Origin of the sequence: Comamonas sp. Y33R10-2, from assembly GCF_019355935.1 — a bacterium.
GTDB lineage: Bacteria > Pseudomonadota > Gammaproteobacteria > Burkholderiales > Burkholderiaceae_C > Comamonas.
The window spans coordinates 2,394,940-2,414,957 of sequence record NZ_CP079925.1 but is presented as its reverse complement, the minus strand read 5'-3'; the positions used below and the strand labels follow the sequence as shown (position 1 = coordinate 2,414,957).

The 20,018-nt window shown below is 53.3% G+C and carries 11 protein-coding genes, 2 tRNA genes and 5 rRNA genes; 13 read left to right on the top strand and 5 right to left on the bottom strand.

Annotated features, from left to right (window positions below):
• The first annotated feature begins 116 nt into the window (after positions 1–116).
• The 8 genes from KUF54_RS10760 (at position 117) to KUF54_RS10725 (ending at position 9,918) form a co-directional block, all read left to right on the top strand.
• Positions 117–2,996, top strand: a 23S ribosomal RNA gene (locus KUF54_RS10760).
• Between the two features lie 182 nt (positions 2,997–3,178).
• A 5S ribosomal RNA gene (rrf, locus tag KUF54_RS10755) occupies positions 3,179–3,291 on the top strand.
• A 352-nt stretch (positions 3,292–3,643) separates the two neighbouring features.
• Positions 3,644–5,176 (top strand): 16S ribosomal RNA (locus tag KUF54_RS10750).
• Between the two features lie 103 nt (positions 5,177–5,279).
• Positions 5,280–5,356, top strand: a tRNA-Ile gene (locus tag KUF54_RS10745).
• A 40-nt stretch (positions 5,357–5,396) separates the two neighbouring features.
• Positions 5,397–5,472: transfer RNA gene (locus tag KUF54_RS10740), tRNA-Ala, on the top strand.
• 416 nt (positions 5,473–5,888) lie between these two features.
• Positions 5,889–8,768: ribosomal RNA gene (locus KUF54_RS10735) — 23S ribosomal RNA — on the top strand.
• Positions 8,769–8,950: 182 nt separating this feature from the next.
• A 5S ribosomal RNA gene (gene rrf, locus KUF54_RS10730) occupies positions 8,951–9,063 on the top strand.
• The 16S, 23S and 5S rRNA genes sit together here with 2 tRNA genes alongside, the layout of an rRNA operon.
• A 108-nt stretch (positions 9,064–9,171) precedes the next feature.
• The gene (locus KUF54_RS10725; protein WP_219342834.1) at positions 9,172–9,918 is read left to right on the top strand and encodes a 16S rRNA pseudouridine(516) synthase; all 747 of its coding nucleotides are present in this window, start codon (positions 9,172–9,174) and stop codon (positions 9,916–9,918) included.
• A gap of 65 nt (positions 9,919–9,983) precedes the next feature.
• Here the strand turns inward: KUF54_RS10725 and KUF54_RS10720 are convergent, their stop codons facing one another.
• The 4 genes from KUF54_RS10720 to KUF54_RS10705 all read right to left on the bottom strand — a co-directional run bounded on the left by KUF54_RS10720 (position 9,984) and on the right by KUF54_RS10705 (position 13,875).
• Positions 9,984–10,781, bottom strand: coding sequence for a DNA/RNA non-specific endonuclease (locus KUF54_RS10720; protein ID WP_370627607.1), 798 nt, complete (start codon positions 10,779–10,781; stop codon positions 9,984–9,986).
• Between the two features lie 447 nt (positions 10,782–11,228).
• The gene (locus KUF54_RS10715; protein WP_219342833.1) at positions 11,229–11,675 is read right to left on the bottom strand and encodes an RNA-binding S4 domain-containing protein; all 447 of its coding nucleotides are present in this window, start codon (positions 11,673–11,675) and stop codon (positions 11,229–11,231) included.
• A 32-nt stretch (positions 11,676–11,707) separates the two neighbouring features.
• A complete protein-coding gene (locus tag KUF54_RS10710; RefSeq protein ID WP_255576033.1) occupies positions 11,708–13,189 on the bottom strand; it encodes a sensor histidine kinase in 1,482 nt (493 codons plus the stop codon).
• The gene (locus KUF54_RS10705; protein ID WP_219342832.1) at positions 13,186–13,875 is read right to left on the bottom strand and encodes a response regulator; all 690 of its coding nucleotides are present in this window, start codon (positions 13,873–13,875) and stop codon (positions 13,186–13,188) included. The genes KUF54_RS10710 and KUF54_RS10705 overlap by 4 nt, the downstream gene beginning before the upstream one ends.
• A 166-nt stretch (positions 13,876–14,041) precedes the next feature.
• Between KUF54_RS10705 and KUF54_RS10700 the strand changes: the two genes are divergently transcribed.
• The 4 genes from KUF54_RS10700 (at position 14,042) to KUF54_RS10685 (ending at position 18,470) form a co-directional block, all read left to right on the top strand.
• The gene (locus KUF54_RS10700) at positions 14,042–15,007 is read left to right on the top strand and encodes a tripartite tricarboxylate transporter substrate binding protein (RefSeq protein WP_219342831.1); all 966 of its coding nucleotides are present in this window, start codon (positions 14,042–14,044) and stop codon (positions 15,005–15,007) included.
• 259 nt (positions 15,008–15,266) lie between these two features.
• The gene (locus KUF54_RS10695) at positions 15,267–15,860 is read left to right on the top strand and encodes a tripartite tricarboxylate transporter TctB family protein (protein WP_219342830.1); all 594 of its coding nucleotides are present in this window, start codon (positions 15,267–15,269) and stop codon (positions 15,858–15,860) included.
• Positions 15,860–17,377, top strand: a complete 1,518-nt coding sequence (locus KUF54_RS10690) for a tripartite tricarboxylate transporter permease (protein WP_219342829.1) — start codon at positions 15,860–15,862, stop codon at positions 17,375–17,377. Before KUF54_RS10695 ends, KUF54_RS10690 begins: the two co-directional genes overlap by 1 nt.
• 211 nt (positions 17,378–17,588) lie before the next feature.
• On the top strand, positions 17,589–18,470 hold the full coding sequence (locus KUF54_RS10685) for an amidohydrolase family protein (protein WP_219342828.1): 882 nt from the start codon (positions 17,589–17,591) through the stop codon (positions 18,468–18,470).
• 58 nt (positions 18,471–18,528) lie between these two features.
• Here the strand turns inward: KUF54_RS10685 and KUF54_RS10680 are convergent, their stop codons facing one another.
• On the bottom strand, positions 18,529–18,831 hold the full coding sequence (locus KUF54_RS10680; RefSeq protein ID WP_219342827.1) for a hypothetical protein: 303 nt from the start codon (positions 18,829–18,831) through the stop codon (positions 18,529–18,531).
• Positions 18,832–19,030: 199 nt separating this feature from the next.
• On the opposite strand from KUF54_RS10680, the gene KUF54_RS10675 reads away from it, so the two are divergent.
• Positions 19,031–19,996: a VTT domain-containing protein gene (locus KUF54_RS10675; RefSeq protein WP_219342826.1), complete on the top strand. Its 966-nt coding sequence runs from the start codon at positions 19,031–19,033 to the stop codon at positions 19,994–19,996.
• Positions 19,997–20,018 lie beyond the last annotated feature (22 nt).

The following is a 20,018-nucleotide window of genomic DNA, read 5'->3' as shown; positions in this document are numbered from 1 at the left end:
TGTCGAAAGATACAGCCAAAGATATTCACATTACGGCATAACGCGTGAGGTGTAAGACCTCACCAGTCTTTGAAGTTCTAGAGCTTTGTGTTTCGCAAGAGACGTCAAAGTTATAGGGTCAAGTGACTAAGAGCATATGGTGGATGCCTTGGCGATGATAGGCGACGAAAGACGTGATAGCCTGCGATAAGCTTCGGGGAGCTGGCAAATAAGCTTTGATCCGGAGATTTCTGAATGGGGGAACCCACCTAGCAATAGGTATCGCATACTGAATTCATAGGTATGCGAAGCGAACCTGGAGAACTGAAACATCTAAGTACCCAGAGGAAAAGACATCAACCGAGATTCCGATAGTAGTGGCGAGCGAATTCGGAAGAGCCTTGCAGTGATAGTCGACCGGTTAACAAAATGGCATGGAAAGGCCAACCATAGTGGGTGATAGTCCCGTATGTGAAAACCGATCGGTGGTACTAGGCTGCAGACAAGTAGGGCGGGGCACGAGAAACCCTGTCTGAATATAGGGGGACCATCCTCTAAGGCTAAATACTCATCATCGACCGATAGTGAACCAGTACCGTGAGGGAAAGGCGAAAAGAACCCCGGGAGGGGAGTGAAATAGATCCTGAAACCGTATGCTTACAAAAAGTAGGAGCCTCGTAAGGGGTGACTGCGTACCTTTTGTATAATGGGTCAGCGACTTACATTCAGTGGCAAGCTTAACCGAATAGGGGAGGCGCAGAGAAATCGAGTCCGAATAGGGCGAACAGTCGCTGGGTGTAGACCCGAAACCAAGTGATCTATCCATGGCCAGGATGAAGGTGCCGTAACAGGTACTGGAGGTCCGAACCCACTAATGTTGCAAAATTAGGGGATGAGCTGTGGATAGGGGTGAAAGGCTAAACAAACTTGGAAATAGCTGGTTCTCTCCGAAAACTATTTAGGTAGTGCCTCAAGTATTACCGTCGGGGGTAGAGCACTGTTTAGGCTAGGGGGTCATGGCGACTTACCAAACCTATGCAAACTCCGAATACCGACGAGTACAGCTTGGGAGACAGAGCACCGGGTGCTAACGTCCGGACTCAAGAGGGAAACAACCCAGACCGCCAGCTAAGGTCCCTAAAATTGGCTAAGTGGGAAACGAAGTGGGAAGGCTAAAACAGTCAGGATGTTGGCTTAGAAGCAGCCATCATTTAAAGAAAGCGTAATAGCTCACTGATCGAGTCGTCCTGCGCGGAAGATGTAACGGGGCTAAGCCAGTTACCGAAGCTGCGGATGTGCAATTTATTGCACGTGGTAGGAGAGCGTTCTGTAAGCCTGTGAAGGTGTCTGGAGACGGATGCTGGAGGTATCAGAAGTGCGAATGCTGACATGAGTAGCGTTAAAGGGGGTGAAAAGCCCCCTCGCCGTAAGCGCAAGGTTTCCTACGCAACGTTCATCGGCGTAGGGTGAGTCGGCCCCTAAGGCGAGGCAGAGATGCGTAGCTGATGGGAAACAGGTCAATATTCCTGTACCGATCAATAGTGCGATGTGGGGACGGAGAAGGTTAGCTCAGCCAACTGTTGGATATGTTGGTTCAAGCGTGTAGTCGTGCTCTTTAGGCAAATCCGGAGAGCTAAGATGAGGCGTGATAACGAGTGTGCTTGCACACGAAGTGAGTGATACCCTGCTTCCAGGAAAAGCCACTAAGCTTCAGCTATTGACGACCGTACCGCAAACCGACACTGGTGCGCGAGATGAGTATTCTAAGGCGCTTGAGAGAACTCAGGAGAAGGAACTCGGCAAATTAACACCGTAACTTCGGGAGAAGGTGTGCCCTAAGTCAGTGAAGTTGAACAAACGGAGCTAAAAAGGGCTGCAAAAAATTGGTGGCTGCGACTGTTTAATAAAAACACAGCACTCTGCAAACACGAAAGTGGACGTATAGGGTGTGACGCCTGCCCGGTGCTGGAAGATTAAATGATGGGGTGCAAGCTCTTGATTGAAGTCCCAGTAAACGGCGGCCGTAACTATAACGGTCCTAAGGTAGCGAAATTCCTTGTCGGGTAAGTTCCGACCTGCACGAATGGCGTAACGATGGCCACACTGTCTCCTCCTGAGACTCAGCGAAGTTGAAATGTTTGTGATGATGCAATCTCCCCGCGGAAAGACGGAAAGACCCCATGAACCTTTACTGTAGCTTTGTATTGGACTTTGAACGGATCTGTGTAGGATAGGTGGGAGGCTTTGAAGTGTGGTCGCTAGATCACATGGAGCCAACGTTGAAATACCACCCTGGTGCGTTTGAGGTTCTAACCTTGGTCCATTATCTGGATCGGGGACAGTGCATGGTAGGCAGTTTGACTGGGGCGGTCTCCTCCCAAAGCGTAACGGAGGAGTTCGAAGGTACGCTAGTTACGGTCGGACATCGTGACGATAGTGCAATGGCATAAGCGTGCTTAACTGCGAGACTGACAAGTCGAGCAGATGCGAAAGCAGGACATAGTGATCCGGTGGTTCTGTATGGAAGGGCCATCGCTCAACGGATAAAAGGTACTCTGGGGATAACAGGCTGATACCGCCCAAGAGTTCATATCGACGGCGGTGTTTGGCACCTCGATGTCGGCTCATCTCATCCTGGGGCTGTAGTCGGTCCCAAGGGTATGGCTGTTCGCCATTTAAAGAGGTACGTGAGCTGGGTTTAAAACGTCGTGAGACAGTTTGGTCCCTATCTTCCGTGGGCGCTGCAGATTTGAGGAAGCCTGCTCCTAGTACGAGAGGACCGGAGTGGACACACCTCTGGTGTACCTGTTGTCACGCCAGTGGCATCGCAGGGTAGCTAAGTGTGGAAGAGATAACCGCTGAAAGCATCTAAGCGGGAAACTCGTTTCAAGATGAGATCTGCCGGGGCCTTGAGCCCCCTGAAGGGTCGTTGTAGACCACGACGTTGATAGGCTGGGTGTGGAAGCGCAGTAATGCGTTAAGCTAACCAGTACTAATTGCCCGAGAGGCTTGACCCTATAACTTTGGGTTTAGCTCAGAAAATAAAAGACAGAATGAATTGTGAAAACGATCATTCAAGTTATGCCAAATAGGCGCAATCGAATAAGCTGATTAAGACTCTATGAATTCGTTGGATTGAAAGCAATCGATTAAGAAGTTAATCGAGAAAATAAGCGATCGATCTGACAAAAAGTTTATGCCTGATGACCATAGCAAGTTGGTACCACTCCTTCCCATCCCGAACAGGACCGTGAAACGACTTAGCGCCGATGATAGTGCGGGTTCCCGTGTGAAAGTAGGTCATCGTCAGGCTCTTACGCCAAAACGCCTGGCTCACGCCAGGCGTTTTCTTCTCTCTCTTCGCAAGAGGGGTGAGAAGAAAACGCAAAAACGTTTTAAAAGTACTGTGAAAACAGTGCTACAATCTAAGGCTTCGCTGATCACAGCAAGCAACGAAATTCAAGTGGTTTTAAAGCTGTTTGAGTTCTCAGATCCTTAAAAAAATACAGCCGATAAGTGTGGGCGTTTGATGGCAAGCAGCCAGTTCTTCGGAACAAAACTCTTCGGAGTATCAAGCGCTCACGAAAACAGTAATTATGGAAGAATTTATTCTTCTTAATTCCGTCAAGTGAGTGAGCAGTCGAAAGACTTTAAATTCAAGATCGAACTATAGAGTTTGATCCTGGCTCAGATTGAACGCTGGCGGCATGCTTTACACATGCAAGTCGAACGGTAACAGGTCTTCGGATGCTGACGAGTGGCGAACGGGTGAGTAATACATCGGAACGTGCCTAGTAGTGGGGGATAACTACTCGAAAGAGTAGCTAATACCGCATGAGATCTACGGATGAAAGCAGGGGACCTTCGGGCCTTGTGCTACTAGAGCGGCTGATGGCAGATTAGGTAGTTGGTGGGGTAAAGGCTCACCAAGCCTGCGATCTGTAGCTGGTCTGAGAGGACGACCAGCCACACTGGAACTGAGACACGGTCCAGACTCCTACGGGAGGCAGCAGTGGGGAATTTTGGACAATGGGCGAAAGCCTGATCCAGCAATGCCGCGTGCAGGATGAAGGCCTTCGGGTTGTAAACTGCTTTTGTACGGAACGAAAAGCTCTGGGCTAATACCCCGGAGTCATGACGGTACCGTAAGAATAAGCACCGGCTAACTACGTGCCAGCAGCCGCGGTAATACGTAGGGTGCAAGCGTTAATCGGAATTACTGGGCGTAAAGCGTGCGCAGGCGGTTTTGTAAGACAGTGGTGAAATCCCCGGGCTCAACCTGGGAACTGCCATTGTGACTGCAAAGCTAGAGTACGGTAGAGGGGGATGGAATTCCGCGTGTAGCAGTGAAATGCGTAGATATGCGGAGGAACACCGATGGCGAAGGCAATCCCCTGGACCTGTACTGACGCTCATGCACGAAAGCGTGGGGAGCAAACAGGATTAGATACCCTGGTAGTCCACGCCCTAAACGATGTCAACTGGTTGTTGGGTCTTAACTGACTCAGTAACGAAGCTAACGCGTGAAGTTGACCGCCTGGGGAGTACGGCCGCAAGGTTGAAACTCAAAGGAATTGACGGGGACCCGCACAAGCGGTGGATGATGTGGTTTAATTCGATGCAACGCGAAAAACCTTACCCACCTTTGACATGTACGGAAGTTACCAGAGATGGTTTCGTGCTCGAAAGAGAACCGTAACACAGGTGCTGCATGGCTGTCGTCAGCTCGTGTCGTGAGATGTTGGGTTAAGTCCCGCAACGAGCGCAACCCTTGCCATTAGTTGCTACATTTAGTTGAGCACTCTAATGGGACTGCCGGTGACAAACCGGAGGAAGGTGGGGATGACGTCAAGTCCTCATGGCCCTTATAGGTGGGGCTACACACGTCATACAATGGCTGGTACAAAGAGTTGCCAACCCGCGAGGGGGAGCTAATCTCATAAAGCCAGTCGTAGTCCGGATCGCAGTCTGCAACTCGACTGCGTGAAGTCGGAATCGCTAGTAATCGTGGATCAGAATGTCACGGTGAATACGTTCCCGGGTCTTGTACACACCGCCCGTCACACCATGGGAGCGGGTCTCGCCAGAAGTAGGTAGCCTAACCGCAAGGAGGGCGCTTACCACGGCGGGGTTCGTGACTGGGGTGAAGTCGTAACAAGGTAGCCGTATCGGAAGGTGCGGCTGGATCACCTCCTTTCTGGAAAAATGCTGCTTTAAGTTGAACGTCCACACTTATCGGTTGTTGGAACAAGCCAAAACGGGTTTGTATTGAGAAATCGATGCGAGCAAGAAATTGGAATGGGTCTGTAGCTCAGCTGGTTAGAGCACTGTGTTGATAACGCAGGGGTCGTTGGTTCGAGCCCAACTAGACCCACCAGTACTTCGGTACTGAATCCAACATCTGGATTGACAATCCCGGGGGATTAGCTCAGCTGGGAGAGCACCTGCTTTGCAAGCAGGGGGTCGTCGGTTCGATCCCGTCATCCTCCACCAGGTTAAAAATGATAGCGTCCAGTGATGCTATAATCGTGGGCTCAGCAAGTGCTACAAAGCATGGGTTGAGAAGGCGAAAACAGAAATTCAATATAAAAGCAGTCTGAAGCAGACTGCTTTTATATTGATCTTTGATCAATAGGCTGTTCTTTAAAAATTCATAGAGTCGAAATCAGCGTTGCTGGTGGAAAGCATTAACCAAGGTTAATGCACCGTGCCATCAGCAACTTTTTGATTGCGTCAAAACAAATATTTTGCGAAAGCAAAGATATTTAGTAATGACGAATATTCTCAAAGCTGTGTCGAAAGATACAGCCAAAGATATTCACATTACGGCATAACGCGTGAGGTGTAAGACCTCACCAGTCTTTGAAGTTCTAGAGCTTTGTGTTTCGCAAGAGACGTCAAAGTTATAGGGTCAAGTGACTAAGAGCATATGGTGGATGCCTTGGCGATGATAGGCGACGAAAGACGTGATAGCCTGCGATAAGCTTCGGGGAGCTGGCAAATAAGCTTTGATCCGGAGATTTCTGAATGGGGGAACCCACCTAGCAATAGGTATCGCATACTGAATTCATAGGTATGCGAAGCGAACCTGGAGAACTGAAACATCTAAGTACCCAGAGGAAAAGACATCAACCGAGATTCCGATAGTAGTGGCGAGCGAATTCGGAAGAGCCTTGCAGTGATAGTCGACCGGTTAACAAAATGGCATGGAAAGGCCAACCATAGTGGGTGATAGTCCCGTATGTGAAAACCGATCGGTGGTACTAGGCTGCAGACAAGTAGGGCGGGGCACGAGAAACCCTGTCTGAATATAGGGGGACCATCCTCTAAGGCTAAATACTCATCATCGACCGATAGTGAACCAGTACCGTGAGGGAAAGGCGAAAAGAACCCCGGGAGGGGAGTGAAATAGATCCTGAAACCGTATGCTTACAAAAAGTAGGAGCCTCGTAAGGGGTGACTGCGTACCTTTTGTATAATGGGTCAGCGACTTACATTCAGTGGCAAGCTTAACCGAATAGGGGAGGCGCAGAGAAATCGAGTCCGAATAGGGCGAACAGTCGCTGGGTGTAGACCCGAAACCAAGTGATCTATCCATGGCCAGGATGAAGGTGCCGTAACAGGTACTGGAGGTCCGAACCCACTAATGTTGCAAAATTAGGGGATGAGCTGTGGATAGGGGTGAAAGGCTAAACAAACTTGGAAATAGCTGGTTCTCTCCGAAAACTATTTAGGTAGTGCCTCAAGTATTACCGTCGGGGGTAGAGCACTGTTTAGGCTAGGGGGTCATGGCGACTTACCAAACCTATGCAAACTCCGAATACCGACGAGTACAGCTTGGGAGACAGAGCACCGGGTGCTAACGTCCGGACTCAAGAGGGAAACAACCCAGACCGCCAGCTAAGGTCCCTAAAATTGGCTAAGTGGGAAACGAAGTGGGAAGGCTAAAACAGTCAGGATGTTGGCTTAGAAGCAGCCATCATTTAAAGAAAGCGTAATAGCTCACTGATCGAGTCGTCCTGCGCGGAAGATGTAACGGGGCTAAGCCAGTTACCGAAGCTGCGGATGTGCAATTTATTGCACGTGGTAGGAGAGCGTTCTGTAAGCCTGTGAAGGTGTCTGGAGACGGATGCTGGAGGTATCAGAAGTGCGAATGCTGACATGAGTAGCGTTAAAGGGGGTGAAAAGCCCCCTCGCCGTAAGCGCAAGGTTTCCTACGCAACGTTCATCGGCGTAGGGTGAGTCGGCCCCTAAGGCGAGGCAGAGATGCGTAGCTGATGGGAAACAGGTCAATATTCCTGTACCGATCAATAGTGCGATGTGGGGACGGAGAAGGTTAGCTCAGCCAACTGTTGGATATGTTGGTTCAAGCGTGTAGTCGTGCTCTTTAGGCAAATCCGGAGAGCTAAGATGAGGCGTGATAACGAGTGTGCTTGCACACGAAGTGAGTGATACCCTGCTTCCAGGAAAAGCCACTAAGCTTCAGCTATTGACGACCGTACCGCAAACCGACACTGGTGCGCGAGATGAGTATTCTAAGGCGCTTGAGAGAACTCAGGAGAAGGAACTCGGCAAATTAACACCGTAACTTCGGGAGAAGGTGTGCCCTAAGTCAGTGAAGTTGAACAAACGGAGCTAAAAAGGGCTGCAAAAAATTGGTGGCTGCGACTGTTTAATAAAAACACAGCACTCTGCAAACACGAAAGTGGACGTATAGGGTGTGACGCCTGCCCGGTGCTGGAAGATTAAATGATGGGGTGCAAGCTCTTGATTGAAGTCCCAGTAAACGGCGGCCGTAACTATAACGGTCCTAAGGTAGCGAAATTCCTTGTCGGGTAAGTTCCGACCTGCACGAATGGCGTAACGATGGCCACACTGTCTCCTCCTGAGACTCAGCGAAGTTGAAATGTTTGTGATGATGCAATCTCCCCGCGGAAAGACGGAAAGACCCCATGAACCTTTACTGTAGCTTTGTATTGGACTTTGAACGGATCTGTGTAGGATAGGTGGGAGGCTTTGAAGTGTGGTCGCTAGATCACATGGAGCCAACGTTGAAATACCACCCTGGTGCGTTTGAGGTTCTAACCTTGGTCCATTATCTGGATCGGGGACAGTGCATGGTAGGCAGTTTGACTGGGGCGGTCTCCTCCCAAAGCGTAACGGAGGAGTTCGAAGGTACGCTAGTTACGGTCGGACATCGTGACGATAGTGCAATGGCATAAGCGTGCTTAACTGCGAGACTGACAAGTCGAGCAGATGCGAAAGCAGGACATAGTGATCCGGTGGTTCTGTATGGAAGGGCCATCGCTCAACGGATAAAAGGTACTCTGGGGATAACAGGCTGATACCGCCCAAGAGTTCATATCGACGGCGGTGTTTGGCACCTCGATGTCGGCTCATCTCATCCTGGGGCTGTAGTCGGTCCCAAGGGTATGGCTGTTCGCCATTTAAAGAGGTACGTGAGCTGGGTTTAAAACGTCGTGAGACAGTTTGGTCCCTATCTTCCGTGGGCGCTGCAGATTTGAGGAAGCCTGCTCCTAGTACGAGAGGACCGGAGTGGACACACCTCTGGTGTACCTGTTGTCACGCCAGTGGCATCGCAGGGTAGCTAAGTGTGGAAGAGATAACCGCTGAAAGCATCTAAGCGGGAAACTCGTTTCAAGATGAGATCTGCCGGGGCCTTGAGCCCCCTGAAGGGTCGTTGTAGACCACGACGTTGATAGGCTGGGTGTGGAAGCGCAGTAATGCGTTAAGCTAACCAGTACTAATTGCCCGAGAGGCTTGACCCTATAACTTTGGGTTTAGCTCAGAAAATAAAAGACAGAATGAATTGTGAAAACGATCATTCAAGTTATGCCAAATAGGCGCAATCGAATAAGCTGATTAAGACTCTATGAATTCGTTGGATTGAAAGCAATCGATTAAGAAGTTAATCGAGAAAATAAGCGATCGATCTGACAAAAAGTTTATGCCTGATGACCATAGCAAGTTGGTACCACTCCTTCCCATCCCGAACAGGACCGTGAAACGACTTAGCGCCGATGATAGTGCGGGTTCCCGTGTGAAAGTAGGTCATCGTCAGGCTCTTACAGAGAAAAACCCCGTAATCGAAAGATTACGGGGTTTTTTATTTGATAAATCAGTATTCTTGATATTGCTTAAGCAGTAGGGAACAAAGAGAAGGAATCAGGCATGCAGCTACAGGATATGTTGTATTCACAGGGCTTTGGCATTCGTCGTGTGTGCTCCGGTTTGGTGCAACAAGGCTGGGTGGAGCTGTGGAACACCGAGACGCAGTCTTGGGGTGTTGTGCTTGACTCTACTTTAGACATTGATTCCGAGGGGATGAGCTTTAAGGTGCAAGGCGTTGAGTGGGAGTATCACGCCTTGGGTTATGTGCTGTTGAACAAGCCTGCTGGCACAGAGTGCTCGCAAAAACCTTCAGCCCACCCTAGCATCTACAGCTTGCTGCCATCACCTTTGCGTCTGCGTCCCAACAAGGGAGCAGTTCAAGGTGTGCAGGCGGTGGGGCGCCTAGACCAAGACACGACAGGTTTGTTGCTTCTTAGTGATGATGGGCAGTTCATTCATCGCATGTCTTCGCCGAAAAAGCATGTCTCTAAAGTTTATCGCGTAACGTGCAAGCACCCGGTAGATGCCAAGCAGGTGCAAAACTTGTTGGATGGCGTTGTACTGGATGATGATCCCAAGCCTGTGAAGGCTGCAGCATGTGAGCTAATTGATACACATGTGCTGGATTTGACGCTGACAGAAGGCAAATACCACCAAGTCAAGCGTATGTTGGCGGCAGTCGGCAATCGGGTGGAAGGTTTGCACCGCTGGCGCATTGGTGGACTGGTGTTGCCAGCCGATCTGAAGCCGGGTGAATGGCGCTGGCTAACTGCGGATGAGCTGGAGTTGCTCAAACCCGGTAACTAAATACCGAATGCAAATAAAAAAGCCTGCTGGCAATGCCAGCAGGCTTTTTTATTTGCAGTGCAGATTTAGTGTTGCAAAACCGATGCCGGCGCAGAAACTTGTTGGATCTTGCCCGAGCTGCGCAGTGCTGTACCGGGTAAAAATTCAATGCCTGTGCGGCGTACCAATTCTTCGTAGCTGATAGGTTGGGTTACGCGGGCTGCATCATCGTTGGCCTGCCAGTGCGCCCAAGCGCGTTGGTTTTGGGCGTCGTAGACAAGTTTGTAGAGAAAGCTGGGCACGCGTACTTGGTTATTTCCCACCGTTTCTGTATCGGCTGCAAACACGGGGCCGGTGATGATATAGACGTCACCGCTAGCTCGTTTGGCGTAACTGCGCGTGTCTTTTTCAATGCGAGCCCAAGGGCCGCCGTTTTGTTTGATGGATTGCGGCACCATGTTGGCTAGGGAAAAGCTTTGGGCCATGGCTTGAGCCGTAGGCATGTCGCCAGCCGGAGCCATGTGACCGCGGGAGTAGCCGGAGCGCTTGTAGTCGTCAAGTTCGGCTCGTTCGCTTTTGGGAAGGCGGGCATCGCTGAAGAACTTGTTGGTGCGCTTTTCGTCTGCGTCTTCCACTAGCGCTTTATTAAGGCGCTGTGCCACAAAGAGGGGCGTCTTGCTCTGGCCACTGTGGAGTACAGCAAAGGCGTCATAGCAGAGTGCACGCAGCTTGGGTTGATCGTTCAGGACGGGAGGCTTGCCAGCCGCAAAGAACTGGGGGCACTGGCTAAAGCCTTGAGTGCTGTGCGTGGGGTTGCTGACTTGCAACTGCCCAGTAGAGGCAGCGGGCAATGCTGGCAGCGGCATCTTGGCCGTGCAGGCCATAGTGCTAAATGACAGCAAAGCTGCTGCTGCGTAGCGAGCAAGGCGTTGGGCTGAGGTTTGAGAGAAGGCGGAAGCAGTGGGAGTGGCGTGAGTAGGCCGAGGAAAAGCGAGTGACATTCGAGAAAAAAGACCAGAGATGGCCGATAACTGGCCGGAAAAGCGTAAAGCAGAGGGAAGATGCGCTACTTAAAAAATAGCTGCATACCTATTCATAGAGCCAATTTGAGGTCTAAAGTTCCATCAAAGGCTTGTATGAAAGGGACGAGGTGCTCTTATTTTATGGGCCTAAAAAGACGTGAGTATCTTTTGGCTCATAAATTCGCAGCGGCTAGTCTTTAATTTGCTGGCGTGACACCGGGATCCATACCGCGCTTTCTTATATGGAAAATCCCAATGCCTGTTTATGAAACGTAGCAAGAGTTTCGTTATGACCGGGCAAGCCTAATTTCACTCGTCAATTGAGGCACTCCAGCGATCGCCCCAACCGCTGCGAGGGTGATCTTTGCTGACTCGGTCAATTTCGCGGCGGTCGCGCTTGGTGGGGCGGCCTGCGTGCAGGGCGGCTAGCGCGTCTGCGGGCTCTGGTGCTAAGCGTCGTTGCTCGGCCAATTGTTCGCGCTGGGCCATGCTCTGCGGCGTTTCTTCATACAGCTGCTGCGCAATGGGAGCAGGGCCACGCATATTGCTCAGGCTGCGCACGATGACTTCCTTGGGAATGCTGCCTTGGCGCAAATCAATGGTGTCGCCGGGGCGTATTTCACGCGAGGCTTTGGCGTTTGATTTGTTGACGGTGACTCGGCCCTTGCCAATTTCCTCAACGGCCAAGCTGCGGGTTTTGTAGAAGCGCGCACACCACAGCCATTTGTCCAGACGCATGGATTCAATTTCGTTCATGCAGATATTTTGCGTTGACTCTGGGGTGCGATTCAAGTTATCGGCGTATCAATGCTTTGCGCCTCTTCAGCTTGCAGCGGGAATTTGACGAGGGCGCGTAGGCCGCTGATCTGCTGATGCGCATTGCGCAAATTGCTCAGCTCAATTTGCCCACCCAAGGTTTGCACAATCTCCTGGCAGATGGCTAAACCCAGACCTGAGCCACTGCGGGTATTACCCGCCGAGAAGGGTAGAAAAAGGCGCTGAGCCAGCTCGTCGTCAATGCCGCTGCCACTGTCTTCAATGCAGAGGATGGCCATGCCTGCTTGCTGGCGCACATCGACTTGCAGGCGGCCCCCGTGCGGGGTGTGGCGCAGCGCGTTGTGCAGCAGGTTGCGGCTTAGCTCACGCAGCATCCATTCATGGGCCGGCACGCTGCAGGGCTGGGTTTCAATACCAAAGTCCATGTCTTGGTCGGCAATGATGGGTGATAGCTCAAGCGCAACATCCCGCACGATCTCGTCGAGCAGCGCAAACGAGCCATTGGCTTGACTGCTATCTTCTTGGCGCAACTGCTCGACTTTGGCCAGTGCCAGCATTTGATTGGCGACGCGGGTGGCGCGGTCCACCGTATCGTCGATTTCTGCAAAAGCTTGTGCGGGCGCAATATCGCCGCGCTTGGCTGATTGCACTTGCACCTTGAGCACGGCCAGCGGTGTGCGCAACTGGTGTGACGCATCGCGCAGAAAGCGTTTTTGGTTGCTGAGCAGGCGCTGAAGGCGTCGCATGGTTTGGTTGGTGGCCTCCAGCAGCGGTTGCACTTCACGCGGTGCCTCTGGGGCGTTGAGCGGGCTGAGATCGCCTTGGGTGCGCTCCTGTAAATTTTGGCTGAGTTGGCGAATAGGCTGAGTCGCACGCTGCACAACGATGACGACAATAAGGCCCACAACCAGCACCAGCAAAGCTTGGCGGATCAAAGTATCACGCAAGATCTGCAGGGCCAGAGACTGGCGCAGCTCAAGCGTTTCTGCGACCTGAATGACGGCCATGCCGCGGCCGTTTGCGCTGGATACAGGTTGCAGCAGCACGGCCACGCGAACAGGTTGGCCGCGAAATTCATCGTCGTAAAAATCGACCAAGGCTGCATAGGGAGGGCGTTGAGGAATTTTTCCTACCCACATGGGTAATTCGCTAAATCCAGAGATCAGCTTTCCATCCAGAGCCGAGACCCGGTAGAACATGCGGCTTTGGTTGTCGGCCTCAAAAATCTCGAGCGCAGAGTAAGGCACCATGGCGCGCAGATGGGCTGCATCGTCGTAGCCCACCACGCCAATTTGTTCGCTAATACTCTTGGCGGATGCCAGCAGTGTTCTGTCATAGGCCGTGTGCAGAGAAGACAGGGTTTGCTGATACAGGCTCCACGCGTTCAGAGCGATCAGCAACAGCACGGGTAGCAAAATTCCGGTGAGCAGTAATCGCCGCAGTGACCAAGGTGCCCTGCGTTGCACGCGGCCTGCGCCTTTGCTGGCGGTCACGCACTGACCTCGGCTTTGATGAGATAGCCCAGACCCCGCAACGTGACCAATTGCACGCCTGTGCCGCTGAGCTTTTTGCGCAGGCGGTAAGCGACGACCTCGACTGCTTCGTATTGCACATCCACCTCGCCGGGGAAGACGAGACTGAACAGGCGCTCCTTGGTCACTGCGTGCCCGGGGCGGCCCAGAAGGGCGTGCATCATGGAGAGTTCGCGCGGCGTCAGCTCCAAAACTGCATCGTTCAAGTAGATTGCGCCGCTTTCTTTTTCATAGACTAGAGCTCCCATTGTGATGGTCTCTGGGGCAGATTTTGGTGTGAAACTATCTTGGCTGCGGCGCAGCAATGCGCGCAGTCGGGCTTCCAATTCATCCAGATCAAAAGGCTTGGCCAGATAGTCATCAGCACCGGCATTCAGACCCATCACACGGTCACCGACAGTGCCGCGTGCTGTGAGTATCAACACAGGGGTGCGCAGGCCTTGAGCGCGGGCACGTTCAAGCACCTGCAGGCCGTCGAGGCCGGGTAGGCTGAGGTCCAGCACCACGGCATCGGGTTCGCGATTTAACCAGTGGGCTAAGGCGCTGGGGCCATCAGCTGCCACATCGACATGCAGGCCCCGGCGCATCAAGGTGCGCTGTAGCGTGGTGCGCATGGCCGAGTCATCTTCAACAAGCAGTAATTGCATGGTGTGAACATAGCACTACGCTGCGGTGCGACTGGTGACTGGTGACTGGTGACTGGTGACTGGTGAAGTTACCGATGTCGATCTAGGGAATGTCCTAGGCAATTGGACAGCTGTTTGACAGGCAGGCTCTTCATGATCCATTCACCAACCACATAAGGAGTTCGCCATGCGTCGTGATACGTTTCTGAAGTCTCTGGCAGCCTTGGCTGCAGCCGGTGCTTTGCCTCTGTCGGCGCAAGCTGCGACAGCTATCAAGATGATGCTGCCTGCCAACCCCGGTGGCGGCTGGGACACGACAGGCCGCGCCTTGGGCAAGGCTTTGCAAGACGCAGGCGTGGCTTCTTCCGTCACGTATGACAACAAGGGCGGCGCTGCGGGCGCGATTGGTCTGGCCCAGTTTGTCAACGGCAGCAAGGGCGATCCCAATGCCATGATGGTGATGGGCGCCGTAATGCTGGGCGGCATCATCACGGGCAAGCCGCCGGTGAATCTGAGCCAAGCGACGCCTTTGGCTCGCCTGACCAGCGAATACAACGTGTTCGTGCTGCCTGCCAACTCGCCTTACAAAAACATGGCCGAAGTGGTGGCCCAGCTCAAGAAGGACCCCGGCTCGATCAAGTGGGGCGGTGGTTCACGTGGTTCGACCGAGCACATTGCGGCAGCCATGATTGCGCGTGAAGTGGGTGTGGACCCCGCCAAAATTAACTATGTAGCTTTCCGTGGCGGCGGCGAGGCCATCTCCGCCATTTTGGGCGGCAACGTGACGGTGGGCGGCAGTGGCTTTAGCGAGTTTGCGGAGTACATCGCCACTGGCAAGATGAAGCCTATTGGCGTGACAGCCGGCCAGCGCTTGAAGGGCGCAGCATCGAGCATCCCCACGCTTAAAGAGCAGGGTATTAACGTGGAAATTGGCAACTGGCGCGGCGTGTATGGCGCGCCCGGTATTTCCAAGGCGCAGCGCGACGAACTGGTGGCTCAGTTGGAGAAAACGACCAAGAGTAAGGCTTGGGCCGAAGCGCTGCAAAAGAACGACTGGACACCCGCTTGGCTGGCAGGCGATGCCTTTGCCAAGTTTGTGGACGATGAGTTCGCTAGCCTGCGCGCCACCATGGCCAAGTCCGGAATGATTTGATGATGGCGGGGCAGCTTTGTCATGCACAGAGCTGCCACGTCTTTTTCCATAGGGTGCGAACACAGCCTTTCCTGCTGACTTTTTTCTCTCTTCGCAGCCCTAGGTTCTCTTTTGCAAATGTTCGGCCGTCTTGCTGCAAGTGCAAGGCAGGTGCATTTGCACCCCGGTGATCGGCGCTCTAATGCTGCCTTAAGGATCAAATCCTCAATCAGCTTCTGCGGCGAATGATCAAGCCCTTGAACATCAAGCCTTCAACATCATGTCTGACTCCTACCAAGATCTAGCCAAGGCCGCAGAGGCTGCGCAGGTTTCGGCCTACGCAGATCCTAATGAGCCGCAGAGCGTCAATGTCCCCTCCAAGATGGCGCAAACCATCGTCGGCGGTGGCGTGCTTTTGGTTGCCATTGCCCTGGCCATTGGCGCGCTGCAAATTCCTGGTGATGCAGGCTACGGCGGCGTGGGACCCAATTTTCTGCCTTGGGTGTGCGCAGCAGTGCTGGGCCTTTGCGGCGCAATGCTGATCTGGGAAGCGCAGACCGATGGCTTTCGCCATGCCGCTGATCCCGGTGGCGAAGCCAAGGCTAACATCGGCGCTTTTGTCTGGGTCTCCGCTGGCTTGCTTATCAATGCTGCGCTGATCGGCACGATTGGCTTTATCTTCAGCTGCACCCTGTGCTATGTGCTGGCTGTGCAAGGCCTGCGCCGTGCAGCCCATGAAACCAATGTCTCTGCACCCAGCATCTTGATAAAGGATGCGATCACCGGCCTGCTGATTTCTGCGCCTGTGTTCTGGATGTTTACCCAATTCCTGGCGATCAATCTGCCTGGCTTGACTCAGACGGGGTGGCTGTAATGGATATTTTTAACGCATTAATGGCCGGCTTTGCCACGGCCATCACTCCTGTCAATTTACTGTGGGCGTTGGTTGGTTGTGCTTTAGGCACGGCTGTGGGCGTGCTGCCCGGCATCGGTCCTGCGGTGGCGGTTGCCATGCTGCTGCCCATCACCTCCAAGGTGGATGTGACGGCTTCGATGATTTTCTTCTCCGGCATTTATTACGGCGCGATGTACGGTGGCTCGACCACCTCCATCTTGCTGAACACGCCCGGTGAAACTGCCTCCATGGTCACGGCCATGGAGGGCAACAAAATGGCCAAAAGCGGGCGAGCAGGTGCAGCGCTAGCGACGGCAGCGATTGGCTCCTTTTTTGCGGGTACTTTTGCCACGATTGTTGTGACGCTGTTTGCCCCATTTGTGGCTGACTTTGCCGTCAAGCTGGGCCCGCCTGAATACTTTATGCTGATGGTTTTGGCCTTCACCACCGTGAGCGCGGTGCTGGGTCAAAGCTCGCTGCGCGGTATGACGGCGCTGTTTGTCGGTCTAGCTGCTGGCCTGATCGGCATGGATCAGATTTCTGGCGCTGCCCGCTACACCGGTGGTCAGATGGAATTACTGGACGGCATCGACATCGTGCTGGTAGCTGTGGGCCTGTTTGCTGTAGCTGAAGTGCTTTATGCCGCCATCTATGAAGGCAAGGTTGAAGAATCGCAGAACAAACTGACCCGCGTGCACATGACCAAGCGCGACTGGAGGCGCTCGGTTCCCGCCTGGATTCGCGGCACTGTCATTGGTACACCGTTTGGCTGTATTCCTGCCGGTGGTACCGAGATCCCGACCTTCCTGAGCTACGCGACTGAAAAGAAGCTGGCGAAGGGCGAAGACAAGGCCGAGTTTGGTAAGCAAGGCGCTATTGAAGGTGTGGCAGGCCCCGAAGCCGCTAACAACGCCACGGTGACGGCTGCGCTGATTCCTCTGCTGACACTGGGCATTCCTACCAGCAACACTACCGCTGTGCTGCTGGGCGCATTCCAGAACTACGGCATCAACCCCGGCCCCCAACTGTTCACGACCTCGGCCGCTCTGGTCTGGGCGCTGATTGCATCTCTGTACATCGGCAACGTGATGCTGCTGGTGCTGAACCTGCCTATGGTGGGCCTGTGGGTCAAGCTGCTGAAGATTCCACGTCCTCAGCTGTACGCCGGTATTTTGATTTTCGCAACGGTGGGTGCTTACGGCATGCGCCAGAGCGCATTTGATCTGTTCCTGCTCTACGGCATTGGCGTGCTGGGCGTGATCATGCGTCGCTTTGACTTCCCCACTGCCCCTGTGGTGGTGGGCATGATTTTGGGCCCCTTGGCTGAAGCGCAAATGCGTAACGCGGTGTCGATTGGCGAAGGCAGCTGGTGGATATTCTTGCAGCGCCCCATGTCGCTGACGCTGATCATCATCGTGCTGTCGGTGTTGATCGTTCCCCGTGTTCTGAAGCGCATGTCGGACGCTAAACAGGCGCGGCAGGCAACAGCGGCCTGATCGACTTCTCTAAGCTGCTGCGGGTGCTTCACGCATGGAGCCCGTTGCATTCACATCCCCTGTTCAGTTGTCTGCACAGGGGATTTTTTCTGTACGAATGACAGATTGGTGTAATTGCTTTGAAAGCTAGGGATAGCCCTCGGTAAAGCTAGTTCTGTTTGTTTTTATAGTTATGAGAAATATCTAATTGAGGCCTAAGCAGGCTGAATTCATGAATCATCAAGACCTGATCGCCATCGATTTTCATACGCACGCCGAAGTCAGTTGCCGCAACCCCTTCGACAACTATGGCGAGGAATTTGATCGCGCGGCAGACAAGTACTTTGGCAGCTCGCTGCGCCCCACGATTGCAGAGACCATTGCCTACTACCGCGAGCGCAAGATTGGTTTGGTGATGTTCACGGTGGATAGCGAATCACAGACGGGCCGCCGCCGTATCCCCAACGAAGAGATCGCTGACGCTGCCCGCGAGAACAGCGACATGATGGTGGCTTTTGCCAGCATTGACCCCCACAAAGGCAAGATGGGCGCGCGCGAGGCAGAGCGTTTGATTACCGAGTGCGGCGTGAAAGGCTTTAAGTTTCACCCTACGGTACAGGGCTTCAATCCCTACGACCGCATGGCTTGGCCGATTTACGAAGTCATCAATCACTATAAGTTGCCTGCTATTTTTCACACCGGTCATAGCGGCATTGGCAGCGGTATGAAGTGCGGCGGCGGCCTGCGCTTGGCCTACAGCAACCCCATGCTGCTCGATGATGTGGCGGTGGACTTTGGCGATATGCAAATCGTTATGGCCCATCCCAGCTTTCCCTGGCAGGACGAGGCGATTTCAGTGGCACTGCACAAGCCCAATGTCTGGATTGATCTTTCGGGCTGGAGCCCCAAGTACTTTCCCAAGCAACTAGTGCAGTACGCCAACACCTTGCTCAAAGACCGCGTGCTGTTTGGCAGCGACTTCCCGCTGATCACGCCAGACCGTTGGATGAAGGATTTTGAAGTTGCAGGCTTTAAACCTGAAGTCATGCCCGGAATTTTGAAGGGCAACGCCGTGCGATTGTTGGAGTTCGATAAAAAGCGCGATGCACTATGAACAGTAAAAAGGATCACCTTGGTGATCCTTTTTTTATAGCTACTAGTGCATGATTTGATTAGGCTTGAGTAGGTTTTTCATCCCAATTTTGATTGCTTGCTACTCTGGCAACAAACTGCCGAGCCAGCAACTGAGTCGTGGCGCGCTGCTGCGCCAGCCATTGTTTTTCTTCTTCGGATTGAAGCTCGCGCGGTGCTTGCAAGTCGCCCATGGCTTGCACCAGCATCTCTTCAAAGCCTTTCCAGCGCTGCTGCCCATCGGGCATCTTGCGCAGCAAGTTGGTGTAGAGGTTTTCCAGCAAAGCCTCATGCAAAGCGAGGCGGCTGGCGATTTCAAGACCAAAGGTGTCAGGAAGATTCATTGCAGAGTTTCGCGAATTCAAAAGAGAAATTGGCCACGAGGGGCACTCCCAGTGTGCATGGCTCTCTGTGCTCTGGCAAGTCTGCGCGAGTTGCAAAGTTGCGGCGGCACCAACCTTCAAGCCCCGAGGATGTTTGAGGCCCGCTAGCATCGGCGCACAAATTCTTAGCAGCGTTGAGCAGGCTTGAGGAGGTTGGGTTATGGAGTGGATGGTTGATTTAATTCGGGAATACGGCTTTGGCATCGTCTTTCTCAATGTGCTGATTGAGCAGCTGGGTGCGCCCATTCCGGCTTACCCGGTGCTGGTGGTGACGGGCGCACTTGAAGGAGGCAGCCTTGCGCGCTTAGGCTGGCTCACTGTGGTCGCCGTGGTGGCTGCGCTGATTGCCGATGTGCTTTGGTACCGTGCAGGCAAGGCCTATGGGCATAGGGTGCTGGGGCGAATCTGCCGTATTTCGCTCTCGCCCGATGCTTGCATTCGCCAGACTGAATCCGTTTATGGCCGCTGGGGAGCCAAGTCTTTGCTGGTGGCCAAATTCGTGCCCGGTTTTGCCTCTATTGCCAGCGCGTTGGCGGGTGTGGTGGGCACACCATTTCGCACTTTTTTGCTGTTTGATACTTTAGGCGCGTTGATTTGGGTGGGCTCGGCCGTGTTTCTGGGCTCGCTGTTCAGCACCACAGTGCAGGACTTGCTTGATGTGCTGACTGCCTTAGGTAAATGGGGGCTGCTGCTTTTGACGGTTGCTTTTGCCGTGTTTTTGATGCGCAAATGGCTGCTGCGCCAACGCATGGTGCGTGCGCTGAAGATGCCGCGCATCTCGGTCAATGAACTGGCTGATTTGCACGCTCAAGGCGTGAGCCCCACGCTGATTGATGTGCGCGAGCCTGTGCTGTTTGAAGTGAGCCATATCCCCGGTGCTCATGCTTGGCTGGCAGGCGCTAAAAAGGGCAAGGCCGCTTATGCAGCTTTGTTGCCTGCCGAGCGGCATAGTCACGGCTTAGTGGTGTATTGCGACTGTCCCAACGAAGTCTCTGCCGCCACCGTTGCCAAACTCTTGCAGCGCGCCGGCTTTCAATATGTGCGTCCGCTCGAAGGCGGCTTGTCTGCTTGGGAAGCGGCTGGGCAACAGCTTGAAGGTGTCCCAGCAGCAGTTACGAAGCCCTGAGTGAATACATCTGAAGGCGCAA

Bases quoted from the DNA above. Each gene is read 5' to 3' on its own strand.
- KUF54_RS10695 (WP_219342830.1), top strand. From the start codon at position 15,267: ATGTCTGACTCCTACCAAGATCTAGCCAAGGCCGCAGAGGCTGCGCAG.
- KUF54_RS10675 (WP_219342826.1), top strand. From the start codon at position 19,031: ATGGAGTGGATGGTTGATTTAATTCGGGAATACGGCTTTGGCATCGTC.
- KUF54_RS10725 (WP_219342834.1), top strand. From the start codon at position 9,172: ATGCAGCTACAGGATATGTTGTATTCACAGGGCTTTGGCATTCGTCGT.
- KUF54_RS10700 (WP_219342831.1), top strand. From the start codon at position 14,042: ATGCGTCGTGATACGTTTCTGAAGTCTCTGGCAGCCTTGGCTGCAGCC.
- KUF54_RS10685 (WP_219342828.1), top strand. From the start codon at position 17,589: ATGAATCATCAAGACCTGATCGCCATCGATTTTCATACGCACGCCGAA.
- KUF54_RS10705 (WP_219342832.1), bottom strand. From the start codon at position 13,875: ATGCAATTACTGCTTGTTGAAGATGACTCGGCCATGCGCACCACGCTA.
- KUF54_RS10720 (WP_370627607.1), bottom strand. From the start codon at position 10,781: ATGGCCTGCACGGCCAAGATGCCGCTGCCAGCATTGCCCGCTGCCTCT.
- KUF54_RS10680 (WP_219342827.1), bottom strand. From the start codon at position 18,831: ATGAATCTTCCTGACACCTTTGGTCTTGAAATCGCCAGCCGCCTCGCT.
- KUF54_RS10690 (WP_219342829.1), top strand. From the start codon at position 15,860: ATGGATATTTTTAACGCATTAATGGCCGGCTTTGCCACGGCCATCACT.
- KUF54_RS10715 (WP_219342833.1), bottom strand. From the start codon at position 11,675: ATGAACGAAATTGAATCCATGCGTCTGGACAAATGGCTGTGGTGTGCG.